The sequence below is a fragment of the Bordetella saccharivorans genome, from assembly GCF_045862855.1.
GTDB classification, from domain to species: domain Bacteria; phylum Pseudomonadota; class Gammaproteobacteria; order Burkholderiales; family Burkholderiaceae_B; genus Bordetella_A; species Bordetella_A petrii_F.
Window position 1 is genome coordinate 2696440 of sequence record NZ_BAAFZO010000001.1, and the last position, 11705, is coordinate 2708144.

General features: G+C 69.0%; 14 protein-coding genes. 9 read left to right on the plus strand and 5 right to left on the minus strand.

Annotated features, from left to right (window positions below):
• Positions 1 to 62 precede the first annotated feature (62 nt).
• Positions 63 to 791: an IclR family transcriptional regulator gene (locus tag ACKTT0_RS12900; RefSeq protein ID WP_407850271.1), complete on the plus strand. Its 729-nt coding sequence runs from the start codon at positions 63 to 65 to the stop codon at positions 789 to 791.
• A gap of 13 nt (positions 792 to 804) precedes the next feature.
• Here ACKTT0_RS12900 and ACKTT0_RS12905 read toward each other — a convergent pair whose 3' ends face one another.
• Complete coding sequence (locus ACKTT0_RS12905) at positions 805 to 990, minus strand: hypothetical protein (protein WP_407850272.1); 186 nt, start codon at positions 988 to 990, stop codon at positions 805 to 807.
• 276 nt (positions 991 to 1266) lie between these two features.
• Here ACKTT0_RS12905 and ACKTT0_RS12910 point away from each other — a divergent pair, with 276 nt between their 5' ends.
• Genes ACKTT0_RS12910 through ACKTT0_RS12920 form a run of 3 tightly spaced genes read left to right on the plus strand, consistent with a single transcriptional unit; the run spans position 1267 to position 4228 of the window.
• Entirely contained in the window at positions 1267 to 2226 is a 960-nt protein-coding gene (locus ACKTT0_RS12910; RefSeq protein WP_407850273.1) for a tripartite tricarboxylate transporter substrate binding protein, read from the plus strand.
• 33 nt (positions 2227 to 2259) lie between these two features.
• The gene (locus tag ACKTT0_RS12915; RefSeq protein WP_407850274.1) at positions 2260 to 2739 is read left to right on the plus strand and encodes a tripartite tricarboxylate transporter TctB family protein; all 480 of its coding nucleotides are present in this window, start codon (positions 2260 to 2262) and stop codon (positions 2737 to 2739) included.
• Position 2740: 1 nt separating this feature from the next.
• Positions 2741 to 4228 (plus strand): tripartite tricarboxylate transporter permease, encoded by a 1488-nt coding sequence (locus tag ACKTT0_RS12920; RefSeq protein ID WP_407850275.1) that lies wholly within the window; start codon positions 2741 to 2743, stop codon positions 4226 to 4228.
• A 15-nt stretch (positions 4229 to 4243) separates the two neighbouring features.
• On the opposite strand, the gene ACKTT0_RS12925 is transcribed toward ACKTT0_RS12920, so the two are convergent.
• Complete coding sequence (locus ACKTT0_RS12925) at positions 4244 to 4846, minus strand: helix-turn-helix domain-containing protein (protein WP_407850276.1); 603 nt, start codon at positions 4844 to 4846, stop codon at positions 4244 to 4246.
• 201 nt (positions 4847 to 5047) lie between these two features.
• On the opposite strand from ACKTT0_RS12925, the gene ACKTT0_RS12930 reads away from it, so the two are divergent.
• The 5 genes from ACKTT0_RS12930 (at position 5048) to ACKTT0_RS12950 (ending at position 9030) form a co-directional block, all read left to right on the plus strand.
• Entirely contained in the window at positions 5048 to 6307 is a 1260-nt protein-coding gene (locus ACKTT0_RS12930; RefSeq protein WP_407850277.1) for an ABC transporter substrate-binding protein, read from the plus strand.
• Between the two features lie 22 nt (positions 6308 to 6329).
• Positions 6330 to 6767, plus strand: a complete 438-nt coding sequence (locus ACKTT0_RS12935; protein ID WP_407850278.1) for a cupin domain-containing protein — start codon at positions 6330 to 6332, stop codon at positions 6765 to 6767.
• A gap of 4 nt (positions 6768 to 6771) precedes the next feature.
• The gene (locus ACKTT0_RS12940) at positions 6772 to 7911 is read left to right on the plus strand and encodes an iron-containing alcohol dehydrogenase (protein WP_407850279.1); all 1140 of its coding nucleotides are present in this window, start codon (positions 6772 to 6774) and stop codon (positions 7909 to 7911) included.
• A 97-nt stretch (positions 7912 to 8008) separates the two neighbouring features.
• Positions 8009 to 8656, plus strand: a complete 648-nt coding sequence (locus ACKTT0_RS12945; RefSeq protein WP_407850280.1) for a YiaD family glycine zipper/OmpA-like lipoprotein — start codon at positions 8009 to 8011, stop codon at positions 8654 to 8656.
• 59 nt (positions 8657 to 8715) lie between these two features.
• A complete protein-coding gene (locus ACKTT0_RS12950; RefSeq protein WP_407850281.1) occupies positions 8716 to 9030 on the plus strand; it encodes a 4a-hydroxytetrahydrobiopterin dehydratase in 315 nt (104 codons plus the stop codon).
• A gap of 6 nt (positions 9031 to 9036) precedes the next feature.
• Here ACKTT0_RS12950 and ACKTT0_RS12955 read toward each other — a convergent pair whose 3' ends face one another.
• The 3 genes from ACKTT0_RS12955 to ACKTT0_RS12965 form a co-directional block, all read right to left on the minus strand.
• Positions 9037 to 9735, minus strand: coding sequence for a DUF6776 family protein (locus ACKTT0_RS12955; protein WP_407852423.1), 699 nt, complete (start codon positions 9733 to 9735; stop codon positions 9037 to 9039).
• Positions 9736 to 9876: 141 nt separating this feature from the next.
• Positions 9877 to 10575 (minus strand): N-acetylmuramate alpha-1-phosphate uridylyltransferase MurU, encoded by a 699-nt coding sequence (murU, locus tag ACKTT0_RS12960; RefSeq protein ID WP_407850282.1) that lies wholly within the window; start codon positions 10573 to 10575, stop codon positions 9877 to 9879.
• Positions 10575 to 11615 (minus strand): aminoglycoside phosphotransferase family protein, encoded by a 1041-nt coding sequence (locus tag ACKTT0_RS12965; RefSeq protein WP_407850283.1) that lies wholly within the window; start codon positions 11613 to 11615, stop codon positions 10575 to 10577. The genes murU and ACKTT0_RS12965 overlap by 1 nt, the downstream gene beginning before the upstream one ends.
• Positions 11616 to 11705 lie beyond the last annotated feature (90 nt).

Sequence of the window (11705 nt, forward strand, 5' to 3'; positions counted from 1 at the left end):
CGATCGTTCTGAAGGATGGAATCTGATGCTGCTTGCGGCGCATTTTCGCGAAGGGCCGGGGCATGCCGCGTAAGGCCGCCACGCAATCACTGGCGGATGCCGACGCGGCCCAGGGCGGCGTGGCGGCGGTCGATCGCGCGCTGAGCCTGATGTCGGTGTTCGGGCCAGGCGACGCCGCCTTGTCGCTGGGCGACCTGGCTGAACGCACCCGCTTGTACAAGAGCACGGTGTTGCGGCTGCTGGCCTCGCTGGAGCATGCCCGCTGGATCCAGCGGCTCGAGGACGGCCGCTATGCGCTCGGCCCCGAAGTAGCCCGCCTGCATGGCATTTATGCGGCCTCGTTTTCGCTGGAGCACGTGGTGGTGCCGGCGTTGCAGGAACTGGTCGCGGCTACCGGCGAAAGCGCGGCATACCACGTGCGCCAGGGCAATGCCCGGCTGTGCCTGTACCGCGTCGATTCACCGCATCCGGTGCGCGACCACATCCGTTCGGGCGATCTGCTGCCGCTCGACCGCGGCAGCGGCGGGCGCGTGCTGACCGCCTATGATCCGGTGCTGGGCCGCGCGCCCGGCCCGGACCAGCACTTGTATGCCCGCATCCGCGCGGACGGCTATTTCGCCGCCATTGGCGACCGGCTGGCCGAGGTCGCCGGCATTTCCGCGCCGGTGTTCCTGGCCGGTGGCGGCATCGCCGCCGCCGTGACATTGACGGCGCCCGCGCATCGCTATGACGTGCGCCACCTGGACACGGTGCTCGGGACCGCGCGACGATTGACGGGCAAGGTGGGGTAGCTGCGCGCGCGGATCAGCGCGGGTTCAGGGGCCGCTTGCGAGGCTCGGCGCACGCGGGCCGGGCGCTCGTTGCGTCGGCGAAGATCTCCCGCTTGAGCTTGCGCAGCAGCCGCGTGGCGTCCCGGTTCGAGTCGCCGATGGCTTCGGCCAGCTTGGCGAGGGTGTAGGCGATCTGCTCGCGGCGGTAGGGGTCGATCATGGTGGAGCGCCCGGGCGGGGCCGGGTCTTCGGTGGGTCAGACATGCGCAATGCGGCGACCGTCAATGTTTCACCAAACAGCCGGCGCCCATCCGTGCGAATAAGCCAGGGAAAACGGCCTTGAACGAGGCTTTGGCTTGACGCCCAGTAAGCCGGCCCGGGCGGCATGGCGTCAAGCAACAAAATTGTCTAGTATCAAGGGCAGTTGCAATACTTGAATAACCAGGCAACGGCCCCGCATGCGCAGCCGCGCCAGACGGCCGAGGAGACATCGTTCATGCAACGCATCATCAAAGTACTGGCTGCTTCCATCGTGACAGCCGTCACGCTGCCGCTGGCCGCCCTGGCGGCGCCGGCCAAGGTGATGGCGCCGGGCGGCCCGGGCGGCGGCTACGATGCGGCGGCGCGAGTGCCGCTGCAGATCATGCAGGAGGCCGGCATTTTCACCGACGGCTTCCAGGTCACCAACAAGGGCGGCGCCGGCGGCACCATCGGCCTGGCCGAGTTCATCAACACCAGCAAGAACGACGACAACGCCATCATGTCGATGGGCGCCATCCTGGTGGGCGGCATCATCCTCAACAAGTCGCCCGTGTCGCTGGACGGCACCACGCCGCTGGTGCGGCTGACCGACGACGCCGACGTGCTGGCGGTGCCCGTGGACTCCCCCATCAAGACGGTCGATGACGTGATCGCCGCGCTGCGCAAGAATCCCGGCGCGCTGGCCATCGGCGGCGGCTCGGTGGGCGGCGTGGACCACGTGGCGGCGGGCCTGATCGCCAAGGCCGCCGGCGTCGCGCCGGGCAAGCTGAACTACATCCCTTATCCGAGCGGCGCCGAACTGGTGCCCCTGCTGGTCAGCGGGCAACTCAAGCTGGCGCTGTCGGGGTTGTCGGAATTCAAGCCTTATGCCGACCAGAAGCGCCTGCGCATCATCGCGGTCACGTCGGAACAGCGCCTGCCCGGGGTCGACGCCCCCACGCTGAAGGAGTCGGGCGTGGATGTGGTCATCGGCAACTGGCGCGGCATTATCGGCGCGCCGGGCATGAGCGACAAGGGCCGCGCCATGTGGCTGGAGCGCTTCGAGAAAATGCACGCCTCGCCGCAATGGAAGAAGACCCTGGCCGACCACGGCTGGGCCGACGCCTATCTGGCCGGCGACGCGTTCGCCAAGTTCCTCGACGCGGAAAAAGTCCGCCAGGAGCAAGTGCTGAAGGACCTGGGCCTCATCAAGTAATACGCCGGGCCACGGGAGACCGCGATGTCAGCAATGCCGCAACGCCGCCGGCCATGGTGGCTGGGGCTGGCCGTGATCGCCATCGGGGCGGTCTGGGTGCAGCAGGGATACGGGCTGCCCAAGATGGGCGGCTATGCCGGGGTGGGACCGGGCGATTTCGTGGTGATCGTCGGTCTGGCGCTCATCGCGCTGGGCCTGGCGCTGCTCGCGCAGATCGCGCGCGGCGCCTCGTTCGAGCCGCAGGAAGCCGAGAGCGCGGAGGCGGACGCGCCGCCGTCGCGCAAGGCCCTGGCCTGCGCCGCCGCCGGCGCCGCCATTCCGCTGCTGACGATGCGGCCGCTGGGTTTTCCGCTGACCGCCATGCTGGCCTTCGCCCTGGTCACGCACGCGTTCGGTTCGCGTCGCCTGGCGCTGGACTGCGTCATCGGGCTGGCGCTGGGGCTGATCTGCTGGTTCGGTTTCTCCAGGCTAGGCGTGACCCTGGGCGGCGCGTTGCCGCTGGCGGGGTGGTGACATGGGCGCGTTCGATTCCTTGATGGCGGGCTTCGGCGTGGCCCTGCAGCCCGCCCACCTGATGTGGGCGTTTTTTGGATCGATGCTGGGCACGGCGGTCGGCGTGCTGCCCGGCATCGGCCCGGCGCTGACTATCGCGCTGCTGCTGCCGGTGACGGTGAAAGTGGCCCCCACCGCCGCCTTCATCATGTTCGCCGGCGTGCTGTACGGCGCCATGTATGGCGGATCGACCACCTCCATCCTGCTGAACACGCCGGGCGAGAGCGGGTCCATGATGACCGCGCTGGAAGGCAACAAGATGGCCCGCGCGGGGCGCGGTGCCGCGGCGCTGGCTACCGCCGCGATAGGTTCGTTCGTGGCCGGCACGCTGGCCACGCTGGCGCTGACGTTCCTGGCGCCGGCCATCGCCGAACTGGCCTTCGTATTCGGGCCGGCCGACTACTTCGCGCTGATGCTGCTGGCCTTTACTTCGGTATCGGTGGTGCTGGGCGCCTCGCGCGTGCGCGGCTTCATTGCCCTGTTCCTGGGACTGGCCATGGGCGTGGTCGGCATCGACGGCCCGACCGGCCAGGCCCGGCTGGCGTTCGGCTCGCCCGACTTGCTCGACGGCATCGACGTCACGGTGGTGCTGGTGTCGCTGTTCGCGGTCGGCGAGATCCTGTACGTGGCCAGCCGCTACCGCAACGCGCCGCCGGCGGTCAACCCGCTGGCCGGCGGCCGCTGGATGACGCGGCAGGACTGGCAGCGGTCCTGGAAGCCGTGGCTGCGCGGCACTGTCATCGGCTTTCCCATCGGCGCGTTGCCGGCCGGCGGCACCGAGGTGCCGACGTTCCTGTCCTATACGCTGGAGCGGCGGCTCAGCCGTCACAAGGACGAGTTCGGCCGCGGCGCCATCGAGGGCGTGGCCGGGCCGGAGGCCGCCAATAACTCGGCCGCCGCGGGCATCCTGGTGCCGCTCCTGACGCTGGGCTTGCCTACTTCCGCGACGGCCGCGGTGCTGCTGGCCGCGTTCCAGAGCTATGGACTGCAGCCCGGGCCGTTCCTGTTCGTCAACAGCGCCGACCTGGTCTGGGGGCTGATCGCCTCCCTGTATGTCGGCAACCTGATGCTGCTGGTGCTGAACCTGCCGCTGGTGGGCCTGTGGGTGCGCCTGCTGCTGATCCCGCGCCCCTACTTGTATGCCGGCATCCTGGTGTTCGCGCTGGTCGGCATCTGGGGCGTGGGGACGTCCTGGATGGACCTGCTGCTGATGTTCGCCATCGGCCTGCTGGGTTATGTGATGCGCGTCTACGACTTTCCCATCGCGCCGGTGCTGATCGGGCTGATCCTCGGCCCGCTGGCGGAAACGCAGCTGCGCCGCGCCCTGTCCATCGGCGAAGGCAACCCGCTGGTGCTGGTGTCGTCGCCGCTGTCGGTCGCCTTCTTGGTGCTGGCGCTGGCGGTGCTGTTCCTGCCGGGCCTGCTGCGCAAGCTGCGGGCCGGCGCGTAGCGCCACGGCGCGGCGTCAGCCGCGCTTGGAGTGCGCCGGCGTCACCACCATCAACATGCGCGCTGGCGTCTTGCCGATGTTGCGGCCCATGTGCGGCTTGCTGCAATTGAAGTGCACGCAGTCGCCGGCTTTCATGGTGAAGGTGTGGTCGGCGATCTGGAACTCGATCGCTCCTTCCAGCAGGTAAAGGACTTCCTCGCCTTCGTGCGTCAACAGCTTGGGCTTCATCTTCCCGTCGGGAGGGAAGCTCAGCTCGAAGGCGCTCATCTGCTGGTCGGGCAGGTCGCCGCTGGAGAGACGGTAGGTGTAGCCGTGCGCGGTCAGCGCGGGCGTTTCGGCGCGTTCGTCGGCGCGGTACAGCACGTAGTCGGGGCTGGCTGCCGGCGGTTCTTCGAAGAACTCGCGCAGCGGAATATCCAGGTGCGTGGCGATGGCGATCAGGTTCGAGATGGAGGCGCTGGCCTCGCCGCGTTCCAGCCGCGACAGGAAGCCGGCCGACAGCCCGGTTTCCTCGCTCAATCCCTCAAGCGTGATGCGATGCGCCTGGCGGGCATTGCGGATGCGCGCGCCCAGCTGGCGCGCCACGAATTCGATGCGCTCGGTGACTTTCTGGTTCATGGGTCCTGGATAGTCATGGAGCCGGCCCAACAAAAACCGGCCGCCCATTGTAGTGGCGCGGCGCCATCGCCCGGGCAGCGCGAATGGCCATTGCGCCTCGGCGCAAACTGGCTATAATTTGCCCTAGATGCAAAAAAATTTGCATCTAGGGCAAATATGACGCCGTCCGACCCAGGCCGGCGCGGGAGAGAGAGACAAATCATGAACATCCAGCAAAGCAGCCGGCCGCCAGCGCGGCGGGCGCGCCACTGCCGGCTTCGCGCCGCCCTGCGGGCGGTGCTGTTGGCGCCTGCGGTCGTCATGATGTCCGCCGCCACAGCATCGGGCATTTCCGGCGACGTCGTCAAGATCGGCATTCTCAACGACCAGTCCGGCACGTATGCCGACCTGGCCGGGCCCGGTTCGGTCGAGGCGGCCAGGATGGCGATCGAGGAAATGGGCGGCACGGCGGCCGGCAAGAAAATCGAGCTGATCGCCGGTAATCACCAGAACAAGGCGGACGTGGGAGCAGGCATCGCGCGCACCTGGTTCGACCGCGAAGGGGTGGACGCCATCGCGGATTTCTCCAATTCCGCCGTCGGGTTCGCGGTGCAGGCGCTGGCCGGCGAGCGCGGCAAGGTCACCCTGATCGCGGCGGCCTCGCCGGATTTCACCGGCAAGGCCTGCACGGCAACCTCGGCCCAGTGGGTCTACACCAGCTACACCAACGGCTATGGGCTGGCCAAGGTGTTGACCGCCCAGGGCCACAAGAGTTGGTTCCTGCTGACGGTCGACTACGCGTTCGGCCATGCCTTTGCCGCCGACATCCGCCGCGCCGTCGAGGCCGGCGGCGGCAAGGTGGCCGGCGAGGTGCGCCACCCGTTGAATACGGCCGATATGAGTTCCTTCCTGCTGCAGGCGCAGGCTTCCGGAGCGTCGATCGTCGCGCTGGCCAATGCCGGCAGCGACATGACCACCGCCATCAAGCAGGCCGCCGAGTTCGGCATCACGCCGAAGCAGGCGCTGGCCGCGCCGGCGGTGTTCCTGACCGACATCCATGGCATGGGCCTGAAGGCGGCGCAGGGGCTGCAGTTCGTGACCGCCTTCTACTGGAACCGTACGCCCGCGACGCGCGCCTGGTCGATGAAATTCTTCGAGCGGCACGGCGCCATGCCGACCATGACGCAGGCCGGCGTGTACTCGGCGGTGCTGCATTACCTGCGCGCCGTGGACGCGGCCGGCACCGATGACGGCAAGGCCGTCATGGCCAAGATGCGCGAGTTGCCGGTGCGCGACGTCTTTGCCGGGGAAGGGCGGTTGCGCGCCGACGGGCAGATGGTGCACGACATGTACCTGGTGCGCGCCAAGGCGCCGCAGGATTCGAAAGAGCCCTGGGACTACTACGAAATCCTCGAGACCATCCCGGGCGACGAGATATTCAAGCCTTTGTCGGCCAGCGAATGCCCGCTCGTCCGGCAGTGACGCACGACCCAAGGAGACCGCGATGAATGCCACCCAACACGCTACGCAAGACCCTCCGCCCCGCATCCGTCATGTCGACGAGATGGACTGGGAGACGATCCGCTGGCCGGGCGAGACCGGCAAGATGTTGTTCCATCCCACGCCCGAAGAGCCGACCCTGCCGAACGCCGGCCTGCTGCGGCTCGAGCCCGGCGCCTATCATCCCTGGCATCGGCACGACTTCGCCCAGGTCTGGTACATCCTGGAAGGCGAGTTCACCATCGGCGGCCGGCGCTGCGGCCCCGGCACCATGTTGTGCCATGGCGACCCCCACTGCGAGGAGGAACTCAAGACCGAAACCGGCGGATTGATGGTGATCGTGCAGTATCCCGGCCCGAGCACCGGCGGCCGGCCCATCTACGACAAGCGCTTCAACATGTACCAGCGCATCGACGTGGCGCGCGAGCGGACCGACGTGTGACGCCATGGCGCTGATCAACTATCTGACCCAGATCCAGTTCGGCTATGGCGCGCTGGCCACGCTGGCCGACGAATGCGCCAGGCTGGGCGTGCGCGCGCCGCTGGTGGTCACCGATGCCGGCGTGCGCGCGGCCGGGCTGGTCGACCGCGTGCTGGAGGCGCTGGGCGGCGCCGCCGGCGCCACGGTATATGACGCCACGCCGCCCAACCCCAACGAGGCCGCGCTGCGCGATGCGGTCGTGCTGTTTCGCGGCGGCCGCCATGATGGCGTCATCGCGGTCGGCGGCGGGTCGGCCATCGACCTGGCCAAGGGCGTGACGCTGTGCGGCACGCACGAGGGGCCGCTGAAGACCTATGCGGCGATCGAGGGCGGCGCCCCGCGCATCACCGCGCGCGTGGCGCCGCTGATCGCCATTCCCACCACGGCCGGCACCGGCAGCGAAGTCGGGCGCGGCGCAATCCTCATCCTGGATGATGGGCGCAAAGTCGGCGTGCTGTCGCCGCACTTGATTCCCAAGGCGGCGATCTGCGATCCCGAATTGACCCTCGGCTTGCCGGCGCGCCTGACCGCGGCCACCGGCATGGACGCCATCGCGCATTGCATCGAGACTTTCCTGGCGCCGGCCTTCAACCCGCCCGCCGACGGCATCGCGCTGGATGGGCTGCGCCGTGCCTGGCGGCACATCGAGCGGGCCACGCGCGAGCCGGGCGACCGCGAGGCGCGGCTGAACATGATGAGCGCCTCCATGCAGGGCGCGCTGGCCTTCCAGAAGGGCCTGGGATGCGTGCACAGCCTCAGCCACGCACTGGGCGGCATCGACCCGAAGCTGCACCATGGCACCCTGAACGCGATTTTCTTGCCGGCCGTCATCGCCTTCAATGGGCAGGCCGATTCGGTGCGCGCCGAAGCAAAGCTGGACCGGCTGGCCCAGGCCATGGCGCTGCCCGGCGGCGACGCGGTCGGCCCGGCGATCCGCGCGATGAGCGCCCGGCTGGGCCTGCCCGGCGGGCTGGCGCAATTGGGCGTGGCCGAGGACCAATATCCCCGGATCGTCGCCGGCGCGCTGGCCGATCATAGCCACAAGACCAATCCGCGCGAGGCGTCGGCGCAGGATTACGTCGAACTGTTGCGGAATTCCATGTAAGGGTGGCGGTACAAAAAGTTGCAGCGCCGCATGGCCGCCTTGCTAGCATAGGTATGCCGGTTCGCCGGTACCGTCAACAAGAGCCATGGAGGCTGCCATGCAAGCAAGAAGAACATTCAACCGTATTGCCGTCGTCGCGGCCGTCGCCGCGCTGGCGGCGGGCTGCGCTACCCAGCAGCAGACCAACACCGCGGTCGGCGCGGGCGCGGGCGCTGCCGCCGGCGCGGGTATCGGCGCCCTGATCGGCGATGGCAAGGGGGCGGCCATCGGCGCCGGCATCGGCGCCGTGGCGGGCGGCCTGATCGGCTACAACTGGTCGGGCGTCAAGAAAGACGTGCAGCAGTCGGGCGCCAGCTCGCTGGGTATCGACGTGGTGGAAATGCCCGACGGCAGCCTCAAGGTCAACATTCCCAGCAACGTCTCGTTCGACACCGACAAGGCCGTCCTCAAGCCGGCCCTGCTGCCGGTGCTCGACAGCGTGGCGCGCGCCCTCAGCCAGCATCCCGAGCTGCGCACCAAGGTGGTGGGGCATACCGACAGCACCGGCTCGGCCGCGCACAACCAGACCTTGTCCGAGAACCGCGCCAAGAGCGTGACCGCCTACCTGGCCCAGCAGGGCGTGGCGCCGGCGCGCATGTCGATCGAAGGGCGCGCCGCGCGCGACCCGATCGCCGACAACGGCACCGCCGAAGGGCGCGCCGCCAACCGGCGGGTCGAAGTCTACCTGTACGCGGTCAAGCAGTAACCAGCCGCCGGGCGGCCGCGGGCAAGGCGTCCGCGGCCGCTTTTTTATGGAGCGTCATCATGAGCGAATCATCATTGCCGCGTCTGGGCGCCCAGGCCGTGCTGGGTGGATTGCCCGGCTGGCGCGCCCAGGACGGGCGCGACGCCATCGGGAAGAGCTTCCGTTTCGACGATTTCAACGCCGCGTTCGGCTTCATGGCGCGCGTGGCCCTGCACGCCGAGAAACTGGACCATCACCCGGAATGGTTCAACGTCTATAACCGCGTCGACGTGGTGCTGGCGACCCACTCGGCCGGCGGCGTCACCGACCTGGACGTGCGCATGGCGCGCTTCATGGATGAGGCGGCCGCCCGCCAGGGCGCCGCCGGGGCCTGAGGCGGATCAGCCGCGCACGTAATAGATGCGCATGGCCTGCTGGCGCTGCGACGGGTCCAGCACCTGGATGCGCACCGAGCGCGGGGTGAAGCCTTCCGGCATTTCGGCCGTGCCCTGCGCCACCTGGTAGCGGCCCAGCGAGACTTCGATCGGGTCCAGTTCGATGGTGCCGGACCGGCCATTGCGGTAGACGCCCTGCACCGCCAGGTGCAGCGTGCCCTTGAAGGTCGGCGCGTCGGCCTTGTCGCGCATCAACAGCACTTGGTAGTCCAGCTTGCCCGGATCGCGCGAGAACGAGCCCGAGCGCACGCCGATGTCGGTGCCGCGCGGATCGGGCGGGACGGCATCCTGGAACACCTGGAATTCCTGGGTCAGTTCCTGGATGCGGCTGCGCGCTTGCGCCAGGTCGGTCGTGAGCTGCGTGTTCGAGGCCTGGTTGCTGTCGCGCTGCTTGGTCGCTTCCTCGAGCTGGGTGCGCAGGCGCTGGCGGTCGAGGTTGGCGGCGTTGAGCTCGGACTGCAGTTGTTCGGACTGTTCGGCCGTCAGGCGCGGCGGGCCGTAGTTGGCTTGCAGGAACAATACGCCGCCGGCTCCCAGGCCGATGCCGATGAGCAGCAGCACCAGCCAGCGCGGCATGCGGCGCGTGCGCTTGCCGGGCTGGTAGACCGACGGTTTGAAAGCGGGCCGTTGCGAGCGTCCGAACATCCCCATGTGAGAAAAATCCTGTATCGAGTGTATACGCGGCCGGCCCCCTGGAGCCGGCCAAAGCTGTAAAGGATAACGTGTCGTGGTCTGCCAAGGTTACGTCAGACAAGTCTAGTTGCCTACGTACGACTTGGAAACACTTTATTGGGCGGCGCGCGGGCCCCCCAGGGCCGCGTCCAGCCGGGCCAGCCGTTCTGGCGTGCCGACGTCGGTCCAGGCGCCGCCGTGGCGGGCGCCCAGCACGGCGTCGCGGGCCATGGCCGCGCGCAGCAGGGGCGCCAGCGGCGCCGGCGCATCCGGGTCCAGCCCGGCGAACAGGGCGGGGCGGTACAGGCCGATGCCGGCGAAGGTCAGGCGTTGCGCGCCCTCGGCCTGTACGCAGCCGTCGGCCGACAGGGCGAAGTCGCCGCGCGCGTGGTGTTCCGGGTTGTCGACCAGCAACAGCCATGCGTCGGCGCGTTCCGCGTCCAGGCGGGCGGCCCAGCCCGCGGCCTCGCGCGGGTCCCAGTCGCACCAGATGTCGCCATTGATGACCAGGAACGGCTCCGCGCCCAGCAGGGGCAGGGCGTGCGCGATGCCGCCGGCCGTCTCCAGCGCGGGGGACTCGGCGGAATAGCGGATGCGCACGCCATGGGCGGCGCCGTCGCCCAGGCGTTCCGGCAACTGGGCGCCGAGCCAGGCGTGGTTGATGACGATATCGCGGATGCCGGCCGCCGCCAGGCGCTCGAGGTGCCAGACGATCAGCGGCTTGCCGCCCGCCGGCAGCAGCGGCTTGGGGGTGCGGTCGGTCAGGGGGCGCATGCGTTCGCCGCGCCCCGCGGCCAGGATCATGGCGCGCATCAGAACGTGTACCCCACGCGCACTTCGCGCTCGTCGAGCCGGTCCAGCAGGCGCAGCAGCGGCGTGAACACGCCGTAGCGCTGCGCCACCTGGCGCACGTAGCCGTTCATGCGCGGCATGTGCGCCAGGTAGTGCGATTTGCCGTCGCGATGGTGCAGCCGCGCGAACACGCCCATGATGCGCAGGTTGCGTTGCAGGCTCATCCATTCGTAGGCCTGGTGGAAGGCCGCGAAATCGCTGTCCACCGGCAGGCTGGCGGCGCGCGCCATTTCCCAGTAGCGCACCGCCCAGTCCAGTTGCTGCGGTTCTTCCACGGTGGTGCGGGCGTCGGTCACCAGCGAGGCCAGGTCGTACGTGATGGGGCCGGCCAGGGCGTCCTGGAAATCCAGGATGCCGGGGTTGGGCCCGTAGGCGGGCTGGTCGCACACCATCAGGTTGGGCGAATGGTAGTCGCGGTGCACCAGCACGGTGGCTTGCGCCGCGTTGGCGTCGGACAGCAGGTCGAAGATCTGCCGCAGGGCGGCGGCCGTCTTGTCGTCGAGCTGCACGCCGTGATGGCGGCCTATGTACCATTCCGGGAATAATTCGAGCTCGGCGGCGAGGCGGCCTCGGTCGTAGGCCGCCAGGCCGTCGGCGCGCGCCTGTTGCAGGCGCACCAGGGCCGCGAGGGCGTCGCGGTAGAGGCCCTGCAGCTCGGCGTCGGTCAGGCCGGCCTGGATGCGCTGGTAATACGTGTCCTGGCCCAGGTCGGACAGCAGCAGCAGGCCCTGGTCGAGGTCGCGCGCCAGCACCGCAGGTACGTTGAGGCCGGCGTCGCGCAGCAGGTCGCCGACGTGCAGGAAGGGGCGCACGTCTTCATGGGGCGGCGGGGCATCCATGACGATGGCGGTGCGGTCGCCGGCCTCCAGGCGGAAGTAGCGGCGGAAGCTGGCGTCGCTGGACGCCGGGCGCAAGGTGTCGGGCGCCAGCGCCAGGTCGGCGGGCAGGGTGCGCAGCCAGGCGTGGATCTGGGCCAGGCGCGGGTCGTGGTCGGTGCTCAAGGGGGCCGTCTCGTCGTGCGGTAGAGTTTGGTTGCGAACCGCGCGTGCCTGTTGACGGTCATAACGCGCGGCTTCTCTATAATACCGGGT

Excerpts from the sequence above, each read along its gene's own strand:
- ACKTT0_RS12900 (WP_407850271.1), top strand. The coding sequence starts at position 63 with ATGCCGCGTAAGGCCGCCACGCAATCACTGGCGGATGCCGACGCGGCC.
- ACKTT0_RS12925 (WP_407850276.1), bottom strand. The coding sequence starts at position 4,846 with ATGAACCAGAAAGTCACCGAGCGCATCGAATTCGTGGCGCGCCAGCTG.
- ACKTT0_RS12930 (WP_407850277.1), top strand. The coding sequence starts at position 5,048 with ATGAACATCCAGCAAAGCAGCCGGCCGCCAGCGCGGCGGGCGCGCCAC.
- ACKTT0_RS12905 (WP_407850272.1), bottom strand. The coding sequence starts at position 990 with ATGATCGACCCCTACCGCCGCGAGCAGATCGCCTACACCCTCGCCAAG.
- ACKTT0_RS12915 (WP_407850274.1), top strand. The coding sequence starts at position 2,260 with ATGCCGCAACGCCGCCGGCCATGGTGGCTGGGGCTGGCCGTGATCGCC.
- ACKTT0_RS12910 (WP_407850273.1), top strand. The coding sequence starts at position 1,267 with ATGCAACGCATCATCAAAGTACTGGCTGCTTCCATCGTGACAGCCGTC.
- ACKTT0_RS12935 (WP_407850278.1), top strand. The coding sequence starts at position 6,330 with ATGAATGCCACCCAACACGCTACGCAAGACCCTCCGCCCCGCATCCGT.
- ACKTT0_RS12950 (WP_407850281.1), top strand. The coding sequence starts at position 8,716 with ATGAGCGAATCATCATTGCCGCGTCTGGGCGCCCAGGCCGTGCTGGGT.
- murU (WP_407850282.1), bottom strand. The coding sequence starts at position 10,575 with ATGCGCGCCATGATCCTGGCCGCGGGGCGCGGCGAACGCATGCGCCCC.
- ACKTT0_RS12920 (WP_407850275.1), top strand. The coding sequence starts at position 2,741 with ATGGGCGCGTTCGATTCCTTGATGGCGGGCTTCGGCGTGGCCCTGCAG.
- ACKTT0_RS12940 (WP_407850279.1), top strand. The coding sequence starts at position 6,772 with ATGGCGCTGATCAACTATCTGACCCAGATCCAGTTCGGCTATGGCGCG.
- ACKTT0_RS12945 (WP_407850280.1), top strand. The coding sequence starts at position 8,009 with ATGCAAGCAAGAAGAACATTCAACCGTATTGCCGTCGTCGCGGCCGTC.
- ACKTT0_RS12955 (WP_407852423.1), bottom strand. The coding sequence starts at position 9,735 with ATGTTCGGACGCTCGCAACGGCCCGCTTTCAAACCGTCGGTCTACCAG.